Source organism: Blautia sp. Sow4_E7 (assembly GCF_052116245.1).
GTDB lineage: Bacteria > Bacillota > Clostridia > Lachnospirales > Lachnospiraceae > Blautia_A.
The window spans coordinates 118,334-143,889 of the sequence record NZ_JBQKLL010000002.1 but is presented as its reverse complement, the minus strand read 5'-3'; the positions used below and the strand labels follow the sequence as shown (position 1 = coordinate 143,889).

27 protein-coding genes are annotated in these 25,556 nt (G+C 46.0%); 26 read left to right on the top strand and 1 reads right to left on the bottom strand.

Translation table 11 applies throughout. From position 1 onward, the window contains the following. The first annotated feature begins 5 nt into the window (after positions 1 to 5). From alr to rlmH, 11 genes are all read left to right on the top strand, one after another. A complete protein-coding gene (gene alr, locus ACTQ50_RS02265) occupies positions 6 to 1,172 on the top strand; it encodes an alanine racemase (protein ID WP_441482798.1) in 1,167 nt (388 codons plus the stop codon). A 253-nt stretch (positions 1,173 to 1,425) separates the two neighbouring features. Continuing rightward, positions 1,426 to 1,776 carry a type II toxin-antitoxin system PemK/MazF family toxin gene (locus tag ACTQ50_RS02260; RefSeq protein WP_021926628.1) on the top strand — a complete coding sequence of 117 codons (351 nt, stop codon included), beginning with the start codon at positions 1,426 to 1,428 and terminating at the stop codon, positions 1,774 to 1,776. Positions 1,777 to 1,902: 126 nt separating this feature from the next. Next, positions 1,903 to 3,258, top strand: coding sequence for a hemolysin family protein (locus ACTQ50_RS02255; RefSeq protein WP_441482797.1), 1,356 nt, complete (start codon positions 1,903 to 1,905; stop codon positions 3,256 to 3,258). Beyond that, positions 3,228 to 3,956, top strand: a complete 729-nt coding sequence (locus ACTQ50_RS02250) for a YebC/PmpR family DNA-binding transcriptional regulator (protein WP_441482796.1) — start codon at positions 3,228 to 3,230, stop codon at positions 3,954 to 3,956. The genes ACTQ50_RS02255 and ACTQ50_RS02250 overlap by 31 nt, the downstream gene beginning before the upstream one ends. Before the next feature lie 198 nt (positions 3,957 to 4,154). After that, positions 4,155 to 4,802 carry a ClpP family protease gene (locus ACTQ50_RS02245; protein WP_441482868.1) on the top strand — a complete coding sequence of 216 codons (648 nt, stop codon included), beginning with the start codon at positions 4,155 to 4,157 and terminating at the stop codon, positions 4,800 to 4,802. Between the two features lie 198 nt (positions 4,803 to 5,000). Next, positions 5,001 to 5,888 carry a sulfide/dihydroorotate dehydrogenase-like FAD/NAD-binding protein gene (locus tag ACTQ50_RS02240; protein WP_195587320.1) on the top strand — a complete coding sequence of 296 codons (888 nt, stop codon included), beginning with the start codon at positions 5,001 to 5,003 and terminating at the stop codon, positions 5,886 to 5,888. Then, positions 5,888 to 7,285, top strand: coding sequence for an NADPH-dependent glutamate synthase (gltA, locus tag ACTQ50_RS02235; RefSeq protein WP_226818773.1), 1,398 nt, complete (start codon positions 5,888 to 5,890; stop codon positions 7,283 to 7,285). Before ACTQ50_RS02240 ends, gltA begins: the two co-directional genes overlap by 1 nt. Before the next feature lie 208 nt (positions 7,286 to 7,493). Then, positions 7,494 to 8,369 (top strand): undecaprenyl-diphosphate phosphatase, encoded by an 876-nt coding sequence (locus ACTQ50_RS02230; RefSeq protein ID WP_441482795.1) that lies wholly within the window; start codon positions 7,494 to 7,496, stop codon positions 8,367 to 8,369. Positions 8,370 to 8,428: 59 nt separating this feature from the next. After that, a complete protein-coding gene (locus ACTQ50_RS02225; RefSeq protein WP_441482794.1) occupies positions 8,429 to 11,455 on the top strand; it encodes a DNA translocase FtsK 4TM domain-containing protein in 3,027 nt (1,008 codons plus the stop codon). A gap of 17 nt (positions 11,456 to 11,472) precedes the next feature. Continuing rightward, positions 11,473 to 11,775, top strand: a complete 303-nt coding sequence (locus ACTQ50_RS02220; protein WP_441482793.1) for a Dabb family protein — start codon at positions 11,473 to 11,475, stop codon at positions 11,773 to 11,775. An 83-nt stretch (positions 11,776 to 11,858) separates the two neighbouring features. Next, the gene (gene rlmH / locus ACTQ50_RS02215; RefSeq protein ID WP_441482792.1) at positions 11,859 to 12,338 is read left to right on the top strand and encodes a 23S rRNA (pseudouridine(1915)-N(3))-methyltransferase RlmH; all 480 of its coding nucleotides are present in this window, start codon (positions 11,859 to 11,861) and stop codon (positions 12,336 to 12,338) included. A 241-nt stretch (positions 12,339 to 12,579) separates the two neighbouring features. On the opposite strand, the gene ACTQ50_RS02210 is transcribed toward rlmH, so the two are convergent. Beyond that, on the bottom strand, positions 12,580 to 13,737 hold the full coding sequence (locus ACTQ50_RS02210; protein ID WP_441482791.1) for a pyridoxal phosphate-dependent aminotransferase: 1,158 nt from the start codon (positions 13,735 to 13,737) through the stop codon (positions 12,580 to 12,582). A gap of 292 nt (positions 13,738 to 14,029) precedes the next feature. Between ACTQ50_RS02210 and mscL the strand changes: the two genes are divergently transcribed. The 15 genes from mscL (at position 14,030) to ACTQ50_RS02135 (ending at position 25,394) form a co-directional block, all read left to right on the top strand. Beyond that, positions 14,030 to 14,449 carry a large conductance mechanosensitive channel protein MscL gene (mscL, locus tag ACTQ50_RS02205; RefSeq protein ID WP_441482790.1) on the top strand — a complete coding sequence of 140 codons (420 nt, stop codon included), beginning with the start codon at positions 14,030 to 14,032 and terminating at the stop codon, positions 14,447 to 14,449. Positions 14,450 to 14,661: 212 nt separating this feature from the next. Then, entirely contained in the window at positions 14,662 to 15,603 is a 942-nt protein-coding gene (locus ACTQ50_RS02200; RefSeq protein WP_441482789.1) for a tRNA dihydrouridine synthase, read from the top strand. Positions 15,604 to 15,885: 282 nt separating this feature from the next. Continuing rightward, entirely contained in the window at positions 15,886 to 16,425 is a 540-nt protein-coding gene (locus tag ACTQ50_RS02195; RefSeq protein ID WP_441482788.1) for a DUF2284 domain-containing protein, read from the top strand. Positions 16,426 to 16,567: 142 nt separating this feature from the next. Further along, on the top strand, positions 16,568 to 17,290 hold the full coding sequence (locus tag ACTQ50_RS02190) for a PTS sugar transporter subunit IIA (RefSeq protein ID WP_441482787.1): 723 nt from the start codon (positions 16,568 to 16,570) through the stop codon (positions 17,288 to 17,290). After that, on the top strand, positions 17,287 to 17,565 hold the full coding sequence (gene gatB, locus ACTQ50_RS02185; RefSeq protein ID WP_441482786.1) for a PTS galactitol transporter subunit IIB: 279 nt from the start codon (positions 17,287 to 17,289) through the stop codon (positions 17,563 to 17,565). Before ACTQ50_RS02190 ends, gatB begins: the two co-directional genes overlap by 4 nt. Before the next feature lie 16 nt (positions 17,566 to 17,581). After that, a complete protein-coding gene (locus ACTQ50_RS02180) occupies positions 17,582 to 17,758 on the top strand; it encodes a hypothetical protein (RefSeq protein ID WP_441482785.1) in 177 nt (58 codons plus the stop codon). 9 nt (positions 17,759 to 17,767) lie between these two features. After that, entirely contained in the window at positions 17,768 to 18,229 is a 462-nt protein-coding gene (locus tag ACTQ50_RS02175) for a 1-phosphofructokinase family hexose kinase (RefSeq protein WP_441482784.1), read from the top strand. A 117-nt stretch (positions 18,230 to 18,346) separates the two neighbouring features. Then, on the top strand, positions 18,347 to 18,682 hold the full coding sequence (locus tag ACTQ50_RS02170) for a YabP/YqfC family sporulation protein (protein ID WP_441482783.1): 336 nt from the start codon (positions 18,347 to 18,349) through the stop codon (positions 18,680 to 18,682). A gap of 125 nt (positions 18,683 to 18,807) precedes the next feature. After that, positions 18,808 to 20,025, top strand: a complete 1,218-nt coding sequence (locus ACTQ50_RS02165) for a sporulation protein YqfD (RefSeq protein WP_441482782.1) — start codon at positions 18,808 to 18,810, stop codon at positions 20,023 to 20,025. A gap of 82 nt (positions 20,026 to 20,107) precedes the next feature. Next, a complete protein-coding gene (locus ACTQ50_RS02160) occupies positions 20,108 to 20,542 on the top strand; it encodes a hypothetical protein (protein ID WP_441482781.1) in 435 nt (144 codons plus the stop codon). After that, positions 20,436 to 21,407, top strand: a complete 972-nt coding sequence (locus ACTQ50_RS02155) for a GGDEF domain-containing protein (RefSeq protein ID WP_441482780.1) — start codon at positions 20,436 to 20,438, stop codon at positions 21,405 to 21,407. Before ACTQ50_RS02160 ends, ACTQ50_RS02155 begins: the two co-directional genes overlap by 107 nt. A 40-nt stretch (positions 21,408 to 21,447) precedes the next feature. After that, the gene (locus ACTQ50_RS02150) at positions 21,448 to 21,993 is read left to right on the top strand and encodes a V4R domain-containing protein (protein ID WP_441482779.1); all 546 of its coding nucleotides are present in this window, start codon (positions 21,448 to 21,450) and stop codon (positions 21,991 to 21,993) included. Between the two features lie 51 nt (positions 21,994 to 22,044). Next, on the top strand, positions 22,045 to 22,992 hold the full coding sequence (locus ACTQ50_RS02145) for a sensor domain-containing diguanylate cyclase (protein ID WP_441482778.1): 948 nt from the start codon (positions 22,045 to 22,047) through the stop codon (positions 22,990 to 22,992). Positions 22,993 to 23,189: 197 nt separating this feature from the next. Next, positions 23,190 to 24,194: a DUF362 domain-containing protein gene (locus ACTQ50_RS02140; protein WP_441482777.1), complete on the top strand. Its 1,005-nt coding sequence runs from the start codon at positions 23,190 to 23,192 to the stop codon at positions 24,192 to 24,194. A 177-nt stretch (positions 24,195 to 24,371) separates the two neighbouring features. After that, positions 24,372 to 25,394, top strand: a complete 1,023-nt coding sequence (locus ACTQ50_RS02135) for a PhoH family protein (RefSeq protein WP_441482776.1) — start codon at positions 24,372 to 24,374, stop codon at positions 25,392 to 25,394. Positions 25,395 to 25,556 lie beyond the last annotated feature (162 nt).

Here is a 25,556-nt window from a genome sequence, read left to right as displayed (position 1 = left end):
ATATTATGGGAAAATACAGCAGAATCAAGGCGTTGATTTCTCTTGACGCGGTCCTGTACAATTTTGAACAGATGAAAAAGAACATAAAAGAGGGAACAAAGATCATTGCTGTAATCAAAGCAGACGCATATGGACACGGTGCTGTGCCCATTTCCAGAATGCTTGAGGAACTGGATTATGTCTGGGGCTTTGCCACAGCTACGGCTCAGGAGGCCCTGCAGCTTAGAAGAGCCGGGATCACAAGACCGATCCTGATCCTGGGGCTTGTTTTTGAAGAGTACTATGAAGAGCTTGTGGAAAATGAGGTGCGCATGGCAGTCTGTGACTATGAGACCGCGAAGAAGTATGATGAGGCCGCTGCCAAGGCAGGCAAAAAGGGCCTGATCCACATTGCTGCTGACACAGGTATGACCAGGATCGGATTTAAAGACAGCGAAGAAAGCCTGGAGGATATCCGCAGGATCGCAGCGCTTCCCAATGTGGAGATCGAAGGCTTGTTTACCCATTTTGCAAGGGCAGATGAATATGACCGGGCTCCGGCTATGGTACAGCTGAAAAGATACCTGGATTTTGCAGAGCTCCTGGAAAAGAATGGCATCCAGATCCCTCTTCATCACTGCTCCAACAGCGCCGGGATCATCCGCGTGCCGGAGGCAAACCTGAACATTGTGCGCGCCGGGATCACCATTTATGGAATTTACCCTTCTGAGGAAGTGGAGAGGGATATTGTGAAGCTGCAGCCAGTTATGTCCCTGAAAAGCCATGTTTCCTATGTAAAAGATGTGGAACCAGGAACACAGGTCAGCTACGGCGGCACCTACACCACAGACCATGTGACCAGGATGGCGACTATTCCGGTAGGTTATGCAGATGGATACCCCAGAATGCTTTCCAATAAAGGCTGGGTACTGATCCATGGAAAGAAAGCACCGATCTGCGGAAGAGTCTGCATGGATCAGTTTATGGTGGATGTAACAGAGATCCCGGAGGTAAAAGCCGGAGATGGGGTAATACTTCTTGGAAAAGATGGGGATGAGGTGATCAGCGCAGATACCCTGGGCGATTTATCCGGACGCTTTTCCTATGAGTTTGTATGTGATATTAACAAACGTGTACCAAGAGTTTATATCAGAGATGGAAAAGAGTGCGGCGAGCTGACTCATTTTGAATGAGAACCGATTGGTCTATGCTCGAAAAGGCTTTTGGCAAAGTGGAGCGTGCAGATTCCGGGAATGATAAATACCCGTCGGCTGTGATCCGCTGACAGCGTTTGCGAAAATAACAGTCAGGATTTTTACAGTAAAGTACCACACATGTATACACATGAAAAAAGTTGGAAATACTTATTTTCAGAAGTGAAAAAATGAAGTTGCTGGTCAGAACTTGAACAGGAACAAAGTGAAAGCAAAACGGAGTGTGAATTGTGTGGTAATTAAAAGAGGGGATATTTTTTATGCGGATCTTCGGCCCGTGGTGGGAAGCGAGCAGGGAGGCATCCGCCCGGTACTTATTATTCAGAATGATGTAGGCAACAGGCACAGCCCCACTGTGATCTGTGCAGCCATCACATCCAAAATGAACAAGGCGAAGCTGCCAACCCACATTGAAATCGATGCATCTGCTTACGGGATCGAAAAAGATTCTGTGATTTTGTTAGAACAGCTTCGCACCATTGACAAGAGAAGATTAAAAGATAAGGTATGCCATCTGGACGGCCCTATGCTTGACAAGGTGAACCATGCCCTTGAAATCAGCCTGGAGCTTACATTCTCTTGACGAAAAGAAACTTTAGTGATATAGTTGTTAAGTCTCAGCGGCAATTACTGCCGCATTTGCACGTTCGTGCTGCTGTGGAAATTCTGACGGCAGCCCGACTCTTTAGGAGGAACAAAGGTTTAATATATGGAAGCTGGCAGTAGTATGCCCCTGGCGGGCTTTGTCATTTTATTATTGCTTTTGTGGCTGAACGGTATTTTTTATGGCTTTTCAGCTGCAGTGCACAATCTGAGCGGGAACGAAGTGGAGAAACGGGCCCAGGAGGGAGATAAGAAAGCGATCTATCTGTTATCTCTGATCAACAATCCTGTTTCCTTTGTCAATGCGATTCCGCTGATTGTTATGGCTTCCGGAGTCTGCTTCGGAGCATTTATCGTTCCATGGGCTACCGAGACCTTTCATCCCTACATAAAGCATTTGGCGGCTTTGATCCTGGTGCTCGCGCTGGTGATCATTCTGCTTGCGTCTCTTGGTATTCTTACGTTCAGGAGGATCGGAACCTATCACCCGGAGAAATATGCATATCGGTATATGAAGGTTGTGGGATTTTTTACCAGGATCCTGTATCCTTTTACCATGTGTGTTACCTTTATCGCCAAGCTGGCGGCAAGACCTTTTGGTGTTGCCTTTAACCAGGCGGAGGATCCGGTGACAGAGGAAGAGATCATTTCCATTGTAGATGAAGCCCACGAGCAGGGTGTGATCGAGGAAAATGAAGCCGAGATGATCCAGAACATTATGGAGTTCACGGACACAGAAGCCAAGGACATTATGACTCACCGCAAGAATGTGATCGCATTCGACGAGGAGGACAATCTTCAGACCATTGTGGATACCATGCTGGAGGAGGGAAATTCCCGCTATCCGGTGTACCGGGAGACCATTGATAATATAGTGGGAATCATCCACTATAAGGATGCTTTGAAATTCCTTACCAGAAATTCCTGGGCGAAGTTCAAGCCCCTTAAGGATTTGCCGGGATTGATCCGAGAAGCTTCGTTTATCCCGGAGACAAGAGGGATCAGCGATCTTTTCAAATCCATGCAGATGAAGAAGATCCATATGGCTGTGGTGGTTGACGAATATGGCCAGACTTCAGGAATTGTTTCCATGGAGGACATTCTGGAGGAGATCGTAGGCGATATTCTGGATGAATACGATGAAGATGACAGTACCTTCCGTACCCAGAAGGACAACAGTGTGATCATTGATGCACTGGCGTATCTGGAGGATGTATCGGAGGAGCTTGACATTGATTTCGGTAAAGTGGAATTTGAGACCTTAAATGGTTATCTGACCAATCTTCTGGGACATATTCCTACGGAAGATGATTTGGATAAAGAAATTGTTGTAAACGGCTATCGTTTCAGAATTCTTTCCCTTGGCAATAAAACCATTGGAAAGGTACGGGCCGAAAAGATAAAAAAAGAACCAAAAGGAGAGGATAAGAAATGTCAGGACATTCAAAATTCGCAAACATAAAGCACAAGAAAGAAAAAAACGACGCTAAAAAAGGTAAGATCTTTACCATCATTGGCCGTGAGATCGTAATGGCTGTTAAGGCTGGCGGTCCAGACCCAAGCAACAACGGTAAGCTTCGTGATGTTATCGCCAAAGCGAAAGCAAACAACATGCCAAACGATACCATCGAGCGTGGTATTAAGAAAGCTGCAGGCGCTGATTCTGCTGACAGTTATGAGAAGGCTGTATACGAAGGATATGGCCCGAACGGTGTTGCCATCATTGTTGAGACTCTGACTGACAACAAGAACCGTACAGCCAGCAACGTAAGAAACGCTTTCACAAAGGGTAACGGAAGCATTGGAACACAGGGATGTGTATCCTACATGTTCGATCAGAAGGGCCAGATTATCATCGACAAGGAAGAGTGCGAGATGGATGCTGACGACCTGATGATGACTGCTCTTGATGCAGGTGCTGAGGATTTCAACGAGGAAGAGGACAGCTATGAGGTTCTCACAGCTCCAGACGATTTCAGTGCAGTACGTGAGGCTCTTGAGGCAGCAGGTGTTCCGCTCCTTGAGGCACAGGTTGCCATGATTCCGCAGACCACTGTAGAGCTGACAGATGAGAAGTCTCTTAAGGATATCCAGAGAATCCTTGACCTTCTGGATGACGATGATGATGTAACAGATGTATGGCATAACTGGGACGAGTAATTTTTTACCTGCCTGAAACCTGTAGAGAATAATTTTATTAGATTTGCAGATAATACCTCCATACGATTGTGTGGAGGTATTTTTATGCAGAAAATAGAAAAAAAAACAGATAATGACTCAATTAGGGAAAATCAGACAGAAAGCGGAAAAAAAGAAGCTTTGGAAAAAGAAGAACAGCAAAATAAGCAGATTCTCGATATGGGGCAGATTACTTTAAATGAGAATGCCAATAAATATAAGGTGGAGCTTCTGACCATCATAGGCGAAGTGGAAGGCCACGAGTCAGCGCCATCCAACAGTAAGACCACAAAATATGAGCATGTTCTGCCCAAGCTTGCCATGATCGAAGACGACGAATCTGTGGACGGACTTCTGGTTTTGTTAAACACAGTGGGCGGTGATGTGGAAGCCGGCCTTGCCATTGCGGAAATGATCGCGTCTTTGAGCGTGCCAACTGTTTCCCTGGTCCTTGGCGGCGGTCATTCCATTGGTGTTCCCATGGCTGTTTCCGCAGACTATTCCTTTGTTGTCCCAAGCGCCACCATGGTGATTCACCCAGTGCGCACAAACGGCATGTTTATCGGAGTTGCCCAGTCCTACCGCAACATGGAGAAGATCCAGGACCGGATCACTACCTTCATTTCCAACCATTCCCATACTTCCCAGGAACGACTGGAAGAACTGATGCTGGATACCACACAGCTGGTAAAGGATGTGGGAACCCTGTTAGAAGGCCCGGAAGCTGTAAAGGAAGGATTGATCGATGAAGTGGGCGGAATGAAGGAAGCCCTTGGAAAATTATATGAATTGATAAGCGAAGAGAAAAACAAAATCCCTGAAAAATAATAATTTATACATTTTTTGGAAAAATATAAGAAAAATAGGAGAATTTCATTTTACTAACCCACTTTTTTGTGCTATAGTGTTATAGGATATGACCGACACAAGTGTCCATACAGCGGACATATACATGAAGTGACGGTTAAATATAGGCCGCTGCCCGTGGAGTGAGCAGTGACAAATATAGTACTTCAGGAGGGAACTATGTATAAGATACTCAACGCAGAGAAACTTTCTGCAAATGTTTTTCTTATGGATGTGGAAGCTCCTCGTGTGGCTAAGCATTGTCTGCCTGGCCAGTTCGTCATCGTAAAGATGGACGAAGTAGGAGAGAGAATTCCGCTTACAATCTGCGATTATGATGCAGAGAAAGGTACTGTAACAATCGTTTTCCAGCCGGCTGGTGCTTCTACAACCAAGATGTCCGAGCTGAAAGCAGGCGATTATTTCGAAGACTTCGTTGGACCGCTGGGACAGCCATCTGAGCTTTGCCACGAGGACATTGAAGAGCTTAAGAAGAAAAAAATTGTTTTCGTAGCAGGTGGTGTTGGAACAGCTCCTGTATATCCTCAGGTAAAATGGCTTCATGAGCACGGCATTACTGCTGATGCAATCGTTGGTGCCAAGACAAAGGATCTCCTTATTCTTGAGGACAAGATGAAAGAAGTATGTAATCTGTATGTTACTACAGATGATGGTTCTTATGTACGTAAAGGTATGGGTACAGACGTACTTCGTGACCTTGTACAGAACCAGGGCAAAGAGTATGATCTCTGCGTTGCAATCGGACCTATGATCATGATGAAATTTGTCTGCCTGTTAACAAAAGAACTGAACATTCCTACAGTTGTCAGCATGAACCCGATCATGGTGGACGGAACCGGTATGTGCGGTGCCTGTCGTTTGATGGTTGGCGGCGAAGTTAAATTTGCCTGCGTTGATGGACCGGAATTTGATGGACATAAAGTTGACTTCGATCTTGCCATGAAGAGACAGCAGATGTACAAGACCGAAGAGGGACGTGCTCTTCTGAAGCTTCAGGAAGGCGATACCCATCACGGCGGATGCGGACAGTGTGGAGGTGACAAATAATGGCAGATGTATTAAAGAAAGTACCAGTCAGAGAGCAGGCTCCTAAGGTACGTGCGACTAACTTTGAAGAGGTTTGCCTTGGTTATAATAAAGAAGAGGCAATGGAAGAAGCAAACCGCTGCCTTGGTTGTAAGAAAGCAAAATGTATGGAAGGATGCCCGGTATCTATCAATATCCCAGGCTTCGTTCATGAAGTAAAAGAAGGAAACTTTGAGAAAGCTTACCAGATCATCGGCGAGTCCAGTGCTCTTCCGGCTGTCTGCGGACGTGTATGTCCTCAGGAGACACAGTGCGAGGGTAAATGTATCCGCGGCATGAAAGGTGAGGCTGTTTCAATCGGTAAACTGGAGCGTTTCGTTGCTGACTGGGCTAAGGAGAATGGTATCAAACCAGTTCCGGCTGCACAGAAGAACGGACACAAGGTTGCTGTTATTGGTTCCGGTCCTTCCGGACTTACCTGTGCCGGAGATCTTGCAAAGATGGGTTATGATGTAACAATCTTCGAGGCTCTTCACAAAGCAGGTGGAGTTCTTGTTTATGGTATTCCGGAATTCCGTCTTCCAAAAGACAAAGTAGTTGCTGCAGAGGTTGAGAATGTAAAATCTCTTGGCGTTAAGATCGAGACCAACGTTATCATTGGTAAATCTGTAACAATCGATGAGCTCCTGAAGGATGAGGGCTTCGAGGCTGTATTTATCGGATCCGGTGCCGGACTTCCTATGTTCATGGGAATCCCGGGAGAGCAGGCAAACGGCGTATTCTCCGCTAACGAGTACCTGACACGTAACAACCTTATGAAAGCATTCCGCGAGGATTATGATACCCCGATCGCACACGGCAAGAAAGTTGCTGTTGTAGGTGGTGGTAACGTTGCCATGGACGCTGCAAGAACTGCACTTCGTCTTGGCGCAGAAGTACATATCATCTATCGTCGTTCTGAGGCAGAGCTTCCTGCACGTAAAGAGGAAGTTCATCACGCTAAAGAAGAGGGCGTACAGTTTGATCTTCTCTGCAATCCGGTTGAGATCCTTACAGATGACAAAGACTGGGTAACCGGTATCAAATGTATCCGTATGGAGCTTGGCGAGCCGGATGCTTCCGGAAGAAGACGTCCTGTTGAGATTCCTGGTTCTGAGTTTACCATCGACGTTGATACTGTTATCATGTCCCTTGGTACAAGCCCGAACCCGCTGATCTCTTCCACAACCATCGGTCTTGATGTAAATAAGAGAAAATGTATCATCGCTGACGAAGAGTTTGGTAAGACCTCCAAAGAGGGTGTATATGCTGGTGGAGATGCTGTTACAGGTGCTGCAACTGTTATCCTTGCTATGGGAGCAGGTAAAGCAGGTGCCCGCGGTATCGACGAGTATATTAAGAGCAAATACGCAAAATAATAAAATCCTGTTTTACGAAAAAGTAAGATAGAATGTGTTTCCCCGTCTGGGATTTCCGATTTGAAATCACAGGCGGGGATTTTGCGTTTAGCAGGGAAACAGTCGTTCGAATAAAAGTTGTATCTTCTCCTGTTTTATGATATAATGGATTCGCTTGGTGGGCTTTTACGGTCTGCCTTAGCCTAAAAAAGAAAAGGAAATATTTATTATGTCAGTTTTACAGGCAATCTTATTGGGAATTGTTCAGGGAATTACGGAGTTTCTTCCTGTGAGCAGTTTCGGACATCTGGCAGCGATAGAGAATGCAATGGGGATCACCCGCAATACAGCAGTTCTTTTCGAAGTGCTTCTTCATGTGGGTACATTGGTGGCCATTTTCTTTGCATTCTGGAATGATATCCGCAGGATCGGAGAGGAACTTCTTGGCATGATCATGGATCTGGTCGGCAATGCGAATATTTATTTCCACAATCGTAGGACAGGAGAGAACCTTCATTATGCCAGAGTGGTACATGGTACCTATCGTAAATTTACAGCGATTATGGCAGTTTCGTTTATCCCTACTGCAATGCTTGGGTATATTTGCAGAAGACTTGTGACCAGGGCAGCTATTTCACCGCTGCTTCCAGGAGCATGTATTCTTGTGACCGGAGTGTTCCTTCTGGTGACAGATCTCAGTAATATTGGCGGGATCAAGACACCGAGAGACGTTACATATGACAATGCCATGTGGGTTGGGATCTGTCAGGGAATTTCTGTATTTCCAGGAATCTCCAGATGTGGAATGACCATATGTGCCGGACTTTTATGCGGCTTCAGCAGGAAATTTGCAGTGAAATATTCTTATCTGATCAGTATCCCTGCAATTCTGGGATCCCTGTTTCTGGAGGTTTCGCAGTTTACCACGCCGAAGATGACCGTGTCTCTTGGGTTTACTTATATTCTTGGAATGATCGTAGCGGGAGTAGTTGGATACTTTATGATCCGTTTCCTTCTTCAGATCGTACAGCATGCGAAACTGCGCTATTTCGCATTTTATTGCTTCGTGGCAGGAGCCATAGCGCTTATTAGTAATTTTGCGTAACGGTTTTGGCAGGGATATTTACCGTTACAATTTTTGCCTGATGAAGGGGGAGCTTTTAAATGGCAGCGTCTAATACGCCGAAGAAATCAACAACAAAAGGACGTACATCCGGGAAGAAGAAAACCTCCGGACGGACTTCCACCAAGAAAAATACAGCAGGAAAGCAGTCCATATCCAGTGGCTTTCAGACAGAGATCATCCTTCTGGTGCTGATGGCAGCTTCTATTATCCTGATGGTCAGCTGTATTGGCCTTGGGGGAAGTGTGGGCGGAAGCATCAGCAAGGTACTAATGGGTGTTATGGGACTGATGGCTTATGTCTTCCCGATTGTTCTTTTTATCATGTCAGCCTTTTTAATTTCCAATAAAGGAAATGTGCTTGCCTATAAAAAAACTGCAGCAGCTGCAGTTTTGTTTCTGGTATTCTGCGGCCTGGCCCAGCTTTTTACAGAGGGGTATGCAGAGAGTACCACCATTGCAGAATATTATAAAATCAGTTCCGAATACCGCACAGGAGGCGGTGCCATTGGCGGTGCCATCTGTATTTCCACGATTTCCGCATTTGGAACCATTGGGGCATATGTGATCATTGTACTTGTGATCCTGGTATGCCTGATCCTGATCACCCAGCATTCTTTTCTGGGATTTTTATATAAGCTTTATGACCGGATCTTAGAAGCGGTGAAAGGCCAGCAGGCTCTTTATCAGGAGGGCGCACCGGAGCGTGAGCTTAAGAAGCAGCTGAAAGCCCAGCAGCGCCAGATGGCAGCCCAGGAGCGCAGGGAAAAGAGAATGCAGGAGTTGGAGGCAGCCCTTGCAGAAGAAGGATTGGATACAGAAGAGGAGAGCGCTTCTCTTTTTGGAAAAAAATCCGCACCAAAAGCAGGGAAGAAATCTAAGGCAGCATCTGGAAACAGAGCCAGGGTAAGAAACCAGGCAGATGCTGGAAATGGAAGAAGACGCCAAAGAGGTGCTGGGAACCAGTCTTCCGCTGGATTTCTTGATGGAACAGATTTGTTTGGAGACAGAAATACAGAAGAGAAGCTGTCCGCTGAGCAGGAATTTCCGCTGAATCCAGAGAATGCCTGGAACCCGGAAGAGGGAAATCCTGGAAATGGGATGGAAACGGAAGAGGATCACACAGACAGCGGAAGTGGATCACCAGTAAATAATCTGGAAGTAGATGACAGAGAGTCTCACGAAGAGGCGCAGATGAAGTTTGCAATCCATCGTTCAGAGCCTGAGTGGGAGGAAACTCCGGATTTTGATGCAGAGGAAACTGCTGGGAAAGGCCCGGAGGATAGCTATATGACGAATCCTGCCGTACCGGAAGCAGAGGAAGAGCCGGAAGACAGCTATGCGGGCGTAGACTTTAACGAGGCTATGGCGACCATGCAGACAATGGCAAGTACCTCCAGGAATAGTGCACCTGAGGGCAGTGGGGCCAAAAGTGCAGCCAGAACTTTCAGCCAGGAGCCGGTAAATACCCAGGAAGCATCCGGCATGGAAGAGACACCTGCACGTCAGCCTGCAAAGAACCCCAAATCCTCCAAGCAGGAGATTGCCAATGGTATTGTGAATATCCAGCACGAGATCAATAGCCAGGAGGCTGCGGTAAAGAAGGAATACCAGTATCCGCCGGTAAATCTTCTGAAGCGCGGCAATGGCAAATCCCAGGGGGATTCTGACGCCCATCTTCGAAAAACAGCCCAGAAGCTGCAGGAGATTTTGTATAATTTCGGGGTGAATGCCAAGGTTACCAATGTAAGCTGCGGACCTACGGTTACCCGATATGAGCTTCAGCCGGAAATGGGCGTGAAGGTAAGTAAGATCGTAGGACTTTCCGATGATATTAAGCTGAATCTTGCAGCACCGGATATCCGTATTGAGGCGCCAATCCCAGGGAAGGCAGCCGTAGGAATCGAGGTTCCCAATAAAGAGCACAGTGCTGTCATGCTCCGTGATCTGATCCAGAGCCCGGAATTTATGAATGCCAAGTCCAAGCTGGCTTTTGCAGCTGGTAAGGATATTGAAGGTAAGACCGTTGTGGCAGATATTGCCAAGATGCCTCATCTTCTGATTGCAGGCTCCACGGGTTCCGGTAAATCTGTTTGTATCAACACCTTGATCATCAGTATTTTATATAAAGCGAAACCGGATGAAGTCAAGCTGATCATGATCGATCCGAAGGTGGTAGAGCTTAGCGTTTATAACGGAATCCCGCACCTGTTCATTCCGGTTGTCACAGATCCGAAGAAGGCTGCAGGAGCCCTGAACTGGGCGGTAAGTGAGATGAGCAACCGTTACAATACTTTTGCAGAGTATGGGGTGCGAAATCTGGAAGAGTATAACCGTAAGATCGAGAAGATGAAGTTCCCGGAGGGAGAGCAGCGGCCGGAGAAAATGTGTCAGATCGTCATTATCGTAGACGAGCTTGCAGACCTTATGATGGTAGCACCTGGAGAGGTGGAGGATGCCATCTGCCGTCTGGCCCAGCTGGCACGTGCGGCAGGTATCCATCTGGTTATTGCAACCCAGAGACCGTCTGTCAATGTCATTACCGGTCTTATTAAGGCAAATATGCCGTCACGTATTGCCTTTGCAGTTACTTCCGGCGTGGATTCCAGAACCATTCTGGACATGAACGGTGCAGAGAAGTTGCTTGGTAAAGGAGACATGCTGTTTTATCCACAGGGGTATCAGAAGCCTGCCAGACTGCAGGGGGCGTTTGTATCCGATGATGAGGTCAGCAGTATTGTGGACTTCCTTGCAGATAAGAATCCGCGGACGGATTATGACAATAAGATCGAGCAGCAGATGAACAATGCAGTTCTCACCGCCGGAGGAAGCTCCGGAGGCAATGAGAGGGATGTTTATTTCGAGCAGGCCGGAAGGTTCATTATTGAGAAGGAGAAGGCCTCCATCGGTATGCTGCAGAGAATGTACAAGATTGGCTTTAACCGCGCAGCCCGTATTATGGACCAGCTGTGCGATGCAGGGGTAGTAGGTCCGGAGGAGGGCACGAAGCCCCGTAAGGTATTGATGAGTATGGAGGAATTCCAGACTTATGTGGAGGAACATTTATAAAAAAGGAGACAAAAGCAATGGTAAAACATATGGTAATGTGGTCATTTAAAAAAGAGATTCCGGAGGAGAAGAAACCAGAGCTAAAGGCACAGATCAAGGAACATCTGGAAGGACTGGTAGGCGTTGTTCCAGGACTTATTAAGGCAGAGATTGTCACAGACCTGCTTCCATCCAGCACCAGGGATTTATGCCTGATCACCGAGCTTGAGAGCGCTGAGGCACTGGCTGCCTATGCGGTAAACCCGAACCATGTTCATGTGGCAGACACTTATGTAAGACCAAATGTATGCGACCGCGTGGCTATGGACTTTGAGATGTAATAGAAGGATGTAACTGTTCAGTACCTTCACAGTTACACGCTCCGCGATGCACAGTAATCTGAATAGTTACAAAAGGATCACAAATGGAAATTCGTATTATCACAGTTGGAAAGATTAAAGAGAAATATTTAAATGACGGAATCGCAGAATATGCCAAGCGTCTTAGCCGCTACTGTAAGCTGAACTTTATCCAGGTGCCAGATGAAAAGACCCCGGATAAGGCTTCTGATGCACTGAACCGCCAGATTAAGGAGACAGAAGGCAACCGGCTTCTTAGCCATATCCGCGATACAGATTATGTGATTGCCCTGGCCATAGAGGGAAAGATGCTGGATTCTGTAGAATTGTCGGATCTGATCGCAAAGCTTGGCGTCCAGGGAAAGAGCAGCATTGCCTTTGTAATCGGCGGATCCCTTGGGCTTTCAGAGACTGTCCTGAAACGGGCAGATTACAAGCTCAGCTTTTCCAGAATGACTTTTCCCCATCAGCTGATGCAGATGATCCTGCTGGAGCAGATCTATAGAGGCTACCGGATTATGAATCATGAGCCATATCATAAGTGATGTGATTAGATTTTGTGGTTACTGTTTATTGGCAACCTTGCATGAAGCTTATTGCTGTGAAGGCCGTGAACGGCAACTTTTTGTTAAAGCACTATAAATTTGTTTGGGCATAAAAAGCTCCCAGATGTTAGAAAAATTGCTAACATCTGGGAGCTTGCATAGGAGTCTTTGTTCTAATTTGCACTAAAGTAAGACCTGGCGGTTGCTGTGAAGAGTTGTCTGGCCGCGCCCTAAAAAATAGTTAGATTCCACTTGTGCGGATGGATTCCACAGCCTCTTTGATCTTCTCAGGCGGAAGTACCAGCGCGAAGCGGACGTATCCTTCCCCGTGAGGACCAAAGCTTGCGCCTGGAGTAACGATGACACCTGCTTTTTCCATCAGTTCCATACAAAATGCCATGCTGTCAGTGCGGTCCCCTGGGATCTTAGCCCATACGAACATGGTTCCTTTTCCGTTTGGTTTTTCCCAGCCGATGGAGGCAAGTCCGTCACAGAGAGCGTCACGGCGGGCCTGATACTGTCTGCACTGTTCTTTTACGCTGTCAAGAGGTCCCTCAAGGGCTGCAATAGTGGCCTTCTGGATGGGGAGGAACATACCGAAGTCGATCTGGCTGCGAAGCTTCTTAAGAGCAGCGATGATCTCTGGATTTCCAATGAGGAAACTGATCCTGGCACCGGTTACATTGAAGGATTTGGAAAGGCTGAAAAATTCAACTCCAACTTCCTTCGCGCCAGGTGTTGCAAGAAAACTTCCGCCTTCTACACCGTCGAAGATAATGTCGCTGTAGGCGTTATCATGGATAATGAGAATATCATATTTCTTTGCAAATGCAATAATTTCTTCATAAAGACCAGGAGTAGCGATGCTTCCTACCGGGTTGGACGGAAGGGAGACTACCATGTAACGTGCTTTGCGTGCCACCTCTTCCGGGATATCCTTTACATATGGCAGGAAATCATGCTCTGCCACAAGAGGATAGTAGTAGGGAACGGCACCGCCAAGCTTGCTTCCTGCTGCAAAAACCGGGTAGCATGGATCCGGAAGAAGAACCACATCCCCCTCATCACATAAGGTCATGCCAAGGTGTCCCATACCTTCCTGGCTTCCGTAAACGGACATAACCATATCCGGTGTGATCTCCACGCCAAAACGTTTCTTGTAATATGCACAGACTGCATCCAGAAGCTCCGGCAGGTCACGGAGGCTGTAACGCCAGTTCTGGTCATCCGCAGCTGCTTCCATCAGCGCTTTCTTAATATGGTCCGGTGTATGGAAATCGGGAGTTCCCACACTCATGTTGTATATTTTCTTTCCCTGTTTTTCAAGTTCAAGCCGTCTTTCGTTTAATGCGGCAAAGATTTCATCTCCAAATAAATCCAGTCTTTTGGAAAAGTTCATCGTCAGTAAGCCTTCTTTCTTTCAAATTCACAAACTTGTGCTAAAATCCTGTTTATTCTATCACATTACTAGAACAGAGTGCAAGATAAAAATGTGTTTTCTGGAAAGACATTTGTATTGCCATGAACAAACAATGAGTGAATGCTTGCTGGAAGTGACGGCAGGATAAGAGAAGATTCCTGTTTTTCTGCGAATTTTGAAGAAAAATACCATCAGCCAGTTAAGATTGCATTGTCTAAAATTGGAGAAACGTGTATAATTGGCTATATCAAACCAAGGGAGGAGAGAGAAAATGAAAAAGTTTCTCGAAGAATTCAAGACATTTATCAGCCGTGGTAATGTAATGGATATGGCAGTCGGTGTAATTATTGGCGGTGCTTTTTCCAATATTGTTACATCTCTGGTAGATGACATCATCAACCCGATCCTGGGTATTTTCGGCGGGATTAACTTTGATCAGATGAGTGTGAAGCTGGCAGGGGATGCCACTTTGAACTATGGCAAATTTATCACAGCTGTGATAAACTTCCTGATCATGGCACTGATCATCTTTATCATTGTGAAAACACTGAATAAAGCAGCTGAGAAATTTTCCGCACCGAAGGAAGAAGAGACGCCTACCACTAAGGTATGTCCGTTCTGCAAGAGCGAGATCCCTCTGGAGGCAACAAGATGTCCGCACTGTACTTCTGTTTTGGAAGAGGAGAAGTAACAAAGAGTCGATTTTGGCTTGTGAGTGTCTATTAAGAGACTGATAGGCAAGTAACGAACAAAAGAAAGAATTCGGCTGTGCATTTTGCAAAATGAAGTATGATTTTGTGAACTGCTACAGCCGAATTTGTGTTATAATCTAGTTTGTCATAGTCAAACGGTTATGAATAGAGATATTACGTTCAATATGAAAACAGACATGCGAGGAATTAAATGAAAGATTACATGGCCCCTATGGAGGGCGTGACCAATTTTGTATACCGCCGGGCTTATCACCGGTTTTATCATCCAATGGATAAATATTTTACCCCTTTTATTTCTGCGAAACCAAAGAAGAATCTCAGCTTTCAGGAAATCTGTGAGGTGTCGCCGGAAAGAAATGAGGGAATGTACGTGGTTCCCCAGATCCTGACCTGCAATGCAGATGATTTTATCCGCACTGCCCAGCTTCTGAAGGAGGATTACGGACATGAGGAAGTGAATCTGAATCTTGGCTGCCCTTCAGGAACAGTTACTGCTAAGGGAAAGGGGGCAGGATTTCTGGCAGAGCCTCAGAAGCTGGATCAGTTTCTGGATCGGATTTTCTCGGAACTGGATATGAAGATTTCCATAAAGACCAGGATCGGAACTCATTACGAGGAAGACTGGGATTATCTGCTGGCAATCTATGAAAAATATCCCATTTATGAGCTGATCATCCACCCAAGAATCCAGACGGACATGTATCGGGGAGTGCCACGCCTTGGAGCTTATGAAAAGGCAGTGAACCGTCTGAAAATGCCCCTTTGCTATAATGGAAACCTGTTTTCAGTGGCGGATTATAAAAGGATTACAGAGCGTTTTCCAGAGACAGACTGCTTTATGTACGGAAGGGGACTGATCACGAATCCTGGACTTGTAACGGAGATCAGGGAGGGCACCCGCCTGGATAAGAAGAAATTAAAAGAATTTCATGACTGTCTTTTTGGGGAATATCAGGAACTGCTTTCCGGCGAGCGGAACCTGCTGTTCCGCATGAAAGAGCTGTGGAGCTATATGGCAGTTAATTTTACAAACTACGAGAAATACGCCAAGAAAATTAAGAAATCCCAGCACCTGCTGGAGTATTTGTCAGTGGTATCCAGTCTGTTTGCAGAGCAGGATCTGGTAAATTAAATATGATTACTATTTTGTGTGCTAAGTTTCAGCCAGTACACAGCGTTCGGGCAATGGGTATTACTCCAGCGAACCATTTCAGGCGCGCCCCTAGCGTAGATGAAATCCAGCGCTTACGAAGACTTAGGAGTGACGGCTCTCCGGAACTCCTTAGTCGCAGTTAGCGATTAGTTCAGCGTAGCGTTGCGCCGGTGAGTGAGTAATACCCATTGTCCGAATGCGTTCGTCTTGAACAACTTTTAACCCACAAAATAGCAACTAAGTAATTGAAAGAGGAATAACATGTTAGACACAAGTCGTTTTGAAGAATTTATATCCCAGTATCCCATCTACGAATACCGTCTTCTGGATACTGCTGAAATAGAGGTGAGAGAGCGTGTGCGCACCATCTGCAAGCAGGAATGCGAGCGCTATGGCACTACCTGGGCCTGTCCCCCGGCTGTGGGCAGCCTGGAAGAATGTGGGAAAAAAATTCATCAGTATCCAAACGGAATCTTTTTCTCCAGTGTGGCAGAAGTTTCCGATCTGATGAACATGGAAGAAATGCTGGCCACCCGGGACGCCCATGAAGAGCTGACTACAGAGGTAGCCGGATTCTTGAAAGGAGAAGGTTTTGAGACTTTCACCCTGTCCACAGAATCCTGTGATCTCTGTGAACACTGCGCCTACTTGGAAGGAAAACCCTGTCGCTTCCCAGAGAAAATGCACCCCTGTCTGGAAAGCCATGGGGTGGTGGTAAATGAGCTGGTAGAGCGTCATTCCATGGAGTACAACCTTGGCGGAAACACCATTCTGTGGTTTTCTCTGGTGCTTTTTCGCTGATAAAGAGAAAATCTGATCGGCGAAAATGGATATACATAAAATGCCGAACAGCATTGTAGAAAAATGAAAATCAGAGAGTTGCTGCCAGGAGGTTGTAAGTGATAAAGGGGTACTAGAGCGCAGGAAAAACCAGGAAACCTCTTTGCGCTTAATCGTAGCCTGTCACGCTGGAATTGGCACTTCCCAGCTTCTTATGGAAAAGTTGAAGAAGCACTTTCATTTTCAGATCATAGACATTGTTTCTTCCCATGAAGCAGGAAATCTGAAAGAGGGACAGGCAGATCTTTTATATGAAAAAGTTCCAGAAGAGGCAGGCACTTTAATGCCGAAAGTGGAAGAAATTGTAAACGGATATTTTACCAGAAGCCAGGAGAAAGATCCCTACACCCCTGGAATTTCGCAGCTTTTGCCCGCGTCCCACATTCAGCTGGATATAGAATGTGTCACCTGGCAGGAGGCAATCCGGGCATCAGCAGAGAGATTGCTGGAACTTGGCTATATTGAGCCTTGTTATGTGGAGGCCATGATCCGCAATGTAGAGGAAAACGGCCCTTACATTGTGCTGGTAAAAGGCTTTGCAGTGCCTCATGAGGGTATTGACAAAGGCGTGAAAAAGACGGGAATGAATTTGATCCGATTGAAGGAACCTGTGAATTTTGATGCAGAAGAAAATGATCCGGTGAAATTTGTTTGCTGTATGAGTGCCGCAGACCACCAGACCCATTTGAAAGCCTTTTTCCATCTGGTGAATCTTCTGCGGAATCCGGAATTTTTATCTGATCTTGAGAAGTGCAGTACGCCGGAAGAGGCAGCTTTGCGGATCCGGTATTATGAAGAAAAAACAGACAAGGAGGGCAGGTCATGAGAAAGAAAGTGATCGTTGCCTGTGCCGGAGCGGTTGCCACCTCTACAATGGCTGCGGCAAAAATAAAAGAATTATGTAAGAAGAACGGAATTGATGTGGAAATCTGCCAGGTACGGATCTCGGAAATTGAGACTCATCTGACGGGAGCAAGCCTGGTGGTTACCACTGGACGGCTGAAAAAGGATTTCGGAGTGCCCTATGTGCCGGGAATGGCGTTCATCTCCGGGATTGGGGAAGAGCAGACGGAAGAAAAAATTCTGGAAATTCTGAAATAAATTTATGGGGTGAAAAATGAACAGAGTAAAAGAACTAACAGGCAAGGGAATCCGCTCTGTTCTTATGATCGGAGCCGGCTTTACCGGTGCTATCGCCTATTTTGCTACTGGGAAAATGTGGGCTGGTGTGCTTGGAATCCTGTTTCATGCAGCGGTGATCTATAAGCTGGGAGACTTGTGGGCGCCCTATTAGGAGTTAACTATGATTACAACAGTCACAATGAATGCGGCTTTGGATAAAGCCTACTTTATGGAAAACACCATTGTAAACGGTACGGTAATGCGCGTGGCAAGGTGCCACACCACTGCCGGAGGCAAAGGGCTGAACGTGGCACGCGCTATCGCCATCTGCGGTGCAGATGTACAGGCAACCGGTCTTGTAGGCGGTTTTAACGGGCAGTATCTGGAACCTGGATTTGAGGTCTCTTCTGAGGAAGAGCAGGCGTTTATGGACAAGTTTCCGGAAATCATAAAGGAGAGCGACGTGATCACCATTTCTGGAAGTCTTCCCAGGGGAATCAGCAAGGATATTTACGGAAAAATGATCGTCATTGCCAAGGCTGCCGGTAAAAAGGTGCTTCTGGATTCCAGCGGTGAGACCTTAAAGAACGCCATTGCAGCCGGACCAACTCTGGTGAAGCCAAACCAGGACGAGAGAAAGTGAAAGCGTATGTAAAAGCAAAGATCATGGTTGTAGGAAGCAACGGCAGAGCCTGAATAATATAGAATGAAAAGAAAACCTCCCGCATAAGCTAGAGATAAAGACCGGGAGGTTTTCTTTATGTCCGTAAATATATTTCGCAAAGAACATGTCCCGGAAAGAAGATCTAAGACCGATAAACGCTCTGACTACTCTATTTCAGAACGTTTTTTGACAGCCATGGAACTCCCCGGTGACCTGGCCTGTAAAGCGCCGATCATTACCATCACTGGTCCGACGCAGGTGCTGATCGAAAATTATAAAAGTATTCTGTCTTATACCAGCGAGCAGCTGATCGTAGTTACCTGCCAGGGACGCGTGATCCTTCATGGGAAAAATCTGGAAATCTTCCGGTACACTTCCCTGGAAATGGAAGTGAGAGGGAAAATTATGGCTGTGATGCTGGAGTGCAGATAAATGCTATACAGGAAAAGAACAGGGCGTTAGAGAAAATAGGAGCTTCATAATCCTGTTCACAGGCGATATTCCCTGTGTTTCTGCTTATAGTGTGGTAATGAAATATAAAGGGAGGCGAGCGCAGAATGGATGGCCCTGAAAAATTTCTTCACGGTTTCTTAAAGATCAGCGTCTCCGGAGACCAGTTGGAGCGCTTCTTAAATCTTTGCCATGCCAGAGCGATCTCTTTGGAAAAGATATGCCGTCAATTGGAACAAAACATAACTGCATACATCTCCATAAATGATTTCCGAAAACTCACCCCCATACATAGAAAAACCAGAGTCCACATCCATATCCTTGAAAAAAGGGGTCTGCCATTTTTGCTATATAAAAGCAGAAGACGCAAATGCTTTCTCACAGGCATTCTTCTTTGCGCAGTCCTTTTGTTCTGGCTTTCCGGACACATCTGGAACATCCACATCGATGGAAATGTAAAAAATTCCACCCCGCAGCTTCTGGAATTTCTGGACCAGCAGGGAATTATCCACGGAATCAGCCGCAATAAGGTAAACTGCTCCCAGATTGCGGCTCTTCTTCGGCAAAATTATCCTGACATCACCTTTGTCTCTGCCAGAGTCCAGGGCACCCGGCTTCTCCTTACCATCCAGGAAGAAGCGCTGACAGAAGATCTCCAGAAGACAGAATCTCCCTGTGATCTGGTATCCAATCTGGATGGCAAAATTGTGAATATGGTTATCAGAAATGGCACTCCCATGGTAAAAACAGGAGATATTTGTAAACAGGGTGATATTCTGGTGTCTGGCAAAGTGCCAATCCTAAATGACAGCCAGGAACTGGTCCGCACAGAATACGTTCCTGCTGATGCGGATATCTATGTGCGTCACCAGATTGCTTATTACCAGGAATTTTCCCTGTCCTATGAAAAAAAGCTTTCGGATGGCAGTCCCAAAACCAGCTGGTACCTTCATGCTGGAAACTGGATCCTGGGTGCAGACACTTTGGAAAAGACCAGATATCTCACTTCTGTAGAAGAATTTCCCTGGAAAATCACAGAGAATTTTGTCCTTCCTCTTTCTCTTGGAAAGATCACGCGGACACCCTATAAGGTCCAGAAAGCAGTTTATACCAAAAAACAGGCGGAAAATAAGGCTGCCGCACAGTTCAAACGGTACGAAAAACAGCTGCTGGAGCGTAAGATCAGGATCGTGGATTCTGACATATCGATTTTGGTAGACGGCACAAGCTGCATCACAAAAGGCACCTTAACCGTGGAGGAAGCCTGCGGAAAAAGACAGCCTGTAGAACCAGAACCCACACCGGAAGTGGTGAAAAATTCGTGAAAATTCGCAAAATACTGAGATTCTCCATTGTGGAAACCAGATTTATTTGATACAATATAAAACTATAGGACGAATATAAATTGTGGAAAAAAGAAACAGTTGCATGGGAAACTGGGAAGACGGTGACAGGATGAATAAGAAGATCAAAATACAAAAAGTCAGCTCATGGAGCTTTGTAATTACCATTATCGTGGCAGTCCTTTTTGCAGGAATCGCAGCTATGGGACGCAGGGAGTTTAACGAATTGAAGAGCTCCACGGAAGAGTATATCGCCTGCGAAAATGCCGCAAAACAACTTCAGGATGGATCTGATTATCTGTCAGAACAGACACGGCTCTACGCAATGACCGGTCAGAAAAAAGTACATGGAGCTGTATTTCCAGGAAGCACAGGCTCACTCGGTTGCGCTTATGGAGACCGAATATTATTCCATGCGTCTTATGGTGGAAACATCCCAGACAGATCCGGAAACCTGGCCGGAAGAAATCCAGAATACTTCCCTGACAGCAGAAGATGAGGCGCTTACTTCTGCGCGTAAGATAAAGAAAGCACAGCAGATCGTATGTGATGATGAGTACCAGAAAATCCGCACTGAAGTAAATGATGGCGTGACGAAATGCATGGATGGACTGATCCAGACAACAAGAAACAGCCAGGGACGTGCTACGACCATGTTTTCCGATATGTACCGGAAATTGGAAATCGGTGTTGGCATTCTGGCAGTTCTCATGCTGGCTATGTGTATGATCGTGCGAAGGCTGATCGTGAAGCCTTTGATCAGCTACAATGAGAGTATCCAAAAGGGCGTGATCTTTCCTGTGATCGGAGCCCAGGAGCTTCAGAATCTTGCCGAGACCTACAATAAGGTTTTTAAAGAAAACGAAGAGGCGCAGAAGCTGATCCGCCATGAGGCAGAGCATGACAGCCTCACAGATCTTCTGAACAGAGGTTCCTTTGACAAGATCCTTGATATTTACGAGAATGGGGACCGTCCTTTTGCCATGATCCTGGTAGACGTGGATACGTTCAAATCTGTAAATGATACATATGGACATGCTGTGGGAGATGAAATCCTGAAGAAAGTGGCAGGCCAGCTGAAAACCGCTTTCCGAAGCGTTGATTATGTGTGCAGGATCGGCGGCGACGAGTTTGCCGTTGTGATGGTGGAAATGACCAGTGACCTGAAATATACCATTGAAGATAAGATCAAATATGTGAACGAAATACTTTCCAAAGAGGAAAATGGAATCCCGGCAGTATCCTTAAGTGTCGGAGTGGCTTTTTCTGACCGGGAGAATCCGGGAAAAAGCATTTTCACAGACGCGGACAAGGCTTTGTATCACATAAAAGAAAATGAACGCAACGGCTGTGGATTTTATTGATTGAAAGAACTGGAGAAACCAGAGAAAGAGGAACAGATATATGGAAAACAATATTTTTATGGCAGACAGAAAACCCATCAGCTTTGAAGAGTATTTACAGTATGATGAAAACAGCAGGGGAAATCTTGGGGAAGAACTTCCGGTTCTTGTATACAGAATGCTGGAATATTCCTTGAAGGAGGAGCTTTGCAGACGGTATGGGAAAGATGTGCAGGTGGATATTTTCCGCAGCGCAGGCCGTATGGCTGGAGAATATTTCGCAAAACATATGCTGAATCTGGACCAGCCTCTGGACGAATTTGTAAGTGAACTTCAGAAAAAGCTTCAGGAATTGAAAATTGGTGTACTCCGCATTGAGAACGTTGAGGAAGAAACTGGTAAGATCATTCTCACAGTAGCGGAGGATGCAGATTGCTCCGGACTTCCAGTCCTGGGAGAAACGGTATGCAATTATGACGAAGGCTTTATTTCCGGTATTTTGTCTGTTTATTCCGGCAAGCTTTATACTGCAATTGAAGTGGACTGCTGGGCAACTGGTGACCGTGTATGCCGCTTCCATGCAAATGTGGAAGAGAGCGGAAAGTAGAATCAGCACACTGAAAAATCAGGTTTATAAAAAGTAAGTAGAGGTCCCTGAATGGAAGATAGAAATTGTGAATTATTATTTGAATATCTGCGCAGCATTTTGTACGATTCCAAGGTGAAAACGCTGGATATAAACGAACTGGATGAACCGTACCGAAAGCTGGGAATGGGACTTCAGTTTCTGGAATATGCTGTGAGGGAGATGAAGGATTACTCGGAAGCGTTGTCCAAGGGACAGCTGTCGGCAAAGGTTCCGGATAGAGACAATTTTCTGTGCGAGAATCTGAAGAATCTACATGCCAATCTGAACCACCTTACCTGGCAGGCAAAGCAGGTTGCAAAGGGGGATTATACCCAGACAGTCTCTTTTCTGGGTGAATTTTCTGATGCTTTTAATACGATGACAAGGCAGCTGCGGGAGAGGGAGCTTTACCTGCGCAAACAGGCAGATGAAGAACGGGATCATGCCAGTCAGGTGGAGCGGTGCAACGAACTTCTTATGGCCCGGGAAGCCAAGCTTGAGACAGAGGCCTATCAGGATTATCTTACCGGAATTGGCAACCGTCATTTCTTTCTGGAAAAGGCAGAGGAAGCATTGGCTGATCCGGGAAGGTGTGTGTTCTGTTATTGTGACCTGGATTATTTGAAGCATATTAATGACACCTTTGGGCACCGGGAAGGGGACAGGTATATCCGGTATTTTGCAGATACAGTCCGATTCCATATCCGGGAGGAAGATATTTTTGCCAGACTGGGCGGAGATGAATTCTGCCTGATCCTTCGCAACTGCACCGAGAAGAAAGCAAGACAGAAGCTGAAACGAATGCAGGAGATCGTGGGCAGTGAGAAGGGACATCCTTATGCCAAAGGATTCAGCTTCGGAATCGTGGAGATCCCGGAACAGCATGGTACGGTATCCATAGAGGATGTTCTGCATCAGGCAGATCTTGTCATGTATGAACAGAAACGGGAGCATAAAAGTCATTTTCACATGGTGTAAAATAAATAAACTAAAATGATAGAAAATTAAGAAAAAATATATAGAAAATTTCTTGACTTAAAGTGGACTTTAAGGACTATAATCTGACTCAGATATGAAATGGAAGGACTGTTTGGCCAGATGTTTCGCAGGAAACAGACATGCTGCAGACAGACCAGGAACACATTACATATATGTTTTTCAGGAGGTTTAAAGATATGGATCATAAGAAAATTGTGCCTGGAAAGGGCGGAGAGCACTATGTTCCTTACAATGAACGTACCGGAGAAGTATCCACTGTGTATTTTACAAGAGATCTTTCCCCAGCTGGATTGCAGAAACTGTATGAGCATGTGAACCAGAACATGACTGGTAAGATTGGAATTAAGCTTCATACAGGAGAGAAACATGGACCGAACATTATTCCACGTCCATGGGTTGAGAATCTGATCAAGAACGATATTCCAGATGGAACAATTGTAGAGACCAATACCTATTACGAGGGCGACCGTTACACCACAGAGCAGCACCGTGAGACTCTGAAGGTAAACGGATGGACATTCTGCCCGGTTGATATTATGGATGAGGAAGGAACCGTTGATCTTCCGGTAAAGGGCGGAAAATGGTTTGACCATATGACTATGGGCGGTCACATTGTGAATTACGGTTCCCTTCTGGTACTGACACATTTTAAAGGACATACTATGGGCGGCTTTGGCGGCTCTAATAAGAATATCGGAATCGGCTGTGCGGATGGAAGTATTGGAAAGGGCATGATCCACACAGTGAAGGGCTCCGATAATCTGTGGAGTATTGCAGAAGAAGAGCTGATGGAGCGGATCACCGAGTCCTCCAAGGCTACTGTAGATCACTTTGGCAAAAATATTACCTTTATCAACTGCCTGCGCAACATGTCCGTATCCTGTGACTGCGAGGGCGTAGGAGCAGAGCCGGTTGTCACTCCGAATATTGGAATTGTTGCTTCCACCGACATTCTGGCTGTGGATCAGGCATCTGTTGACCTTGTTTTTGCGTTGAAGGATGATGATAAAAAGGCTCTTTGTGAGCGTATGACTACCCGTCACGGGCTTCGCCAGCTCAGCTACATGAAAGAGATTGGCATGGGAAATGACCTGTATCATCTCATTGACATTGATCATGAGGACACCGAGATTTCCCCGGCTGAGGCTGTAAAGGATGTAGTTCCGTTTACTGCTGAATAATTTGAAATAAAACATACAACTGCTGCAATTATGCTTTTCTGTCTGTGGGCAGAGATCATAACGGCGGCAGTTTTTTCTTTTAAGTATTCTTTTTTTATAAAAGTTGAAAACCTATCTTCGGAGTGGTATACTTTTAACCAGATATACTTTTGAAGAGACACAAGGAGGAGCAGTTTTTTGAAATCCGCGAATATAGAGATTGACTCATTAGATATTTTACAGGAGCTTTTTGGCATCAATGATAAGCTGATCAAGGTGATCGAGAACCGCCTTGGGGTATCCATTACCCAGAGAAATTCCTGCATTACCGTTAGCGGGACAAATGATGGAAGGATCCGTTCGGCTGTGAATATCATAGAAGCCATGCAGGAAGCCCTTGGAAAACAGCAGCAGCTTTCCGTGGATATGATCCATCGCTTTTTAGACGAGACAGAGGAAGAGGATGACAGGGAAGAGGACCTTGCAGGCAGCACCCGCAAGGTGCTTGGGGATGCCGTTACCCTGAACTACAAGAACCTTCCCATCCGCACCAAGACAATCGGACAGAAGAATTACATCAATGCACTGAAGAATAATACGGTTACCATCTGTATCGGGCCTGCCGGTACCGGTAAAACCTATCTGGCCGTGGCCTATGCCGCTGAGCTATATCGGAATGATGAGATTGAGAGGATCATCTTAAGCCGTCCGGCGATTGAGGCTGGAGAGAAGCTGGGATTTCTTCCTGGAGATCTGCAGGAGAAGGTGGATCCTTATCTGAAGCCTCTTTATGACGCATTAAACGACGTGTTTGGACCAGACCAGGCAGCGAAGCTCCGGGAGCGCGGAATCATTGAAGTGGCACCTCTTGCATATATGCGAGGACGTACCCTGAATAACAGCATGATCATCATTGATGAGAGCCAGAATGCCACACTTCCCATTTTGAAAATGGCACTTACCCGTATTGGTACTGGTTCCAAGATGATCCTGACCGGTGATGTAACCCAGATCGACCTTTCTAAGGAAACGGATTCCGGACTTCAGAAATGTGCTTCTATTTTGAAAAATGTGGACGATATTGCAACCATTTCCCTGACCAACCGGGACGTTGTCCGCTGCAAGATTGTAAAGGATATTGTAAAAGCCTTTGAGAAAGAAGAAGCGAAGGCACAGGAGAAGGCACAGAAACGGGCTACCCGCAGGACAAGCCGTTCGTAAACTGCGGCTCAGGCTCTTTGCCGCAGGAAACAATTCGCAGTTTTTGTGCAGCTTATAGATGAAAAATGAATTTTACAGAAAAATTCAGATAAAAGAGTAAAATTAATACACGATATTGCTCCCGGCCGCGAAAGAAGTGGCAGCATTTACTTGCTAGACACA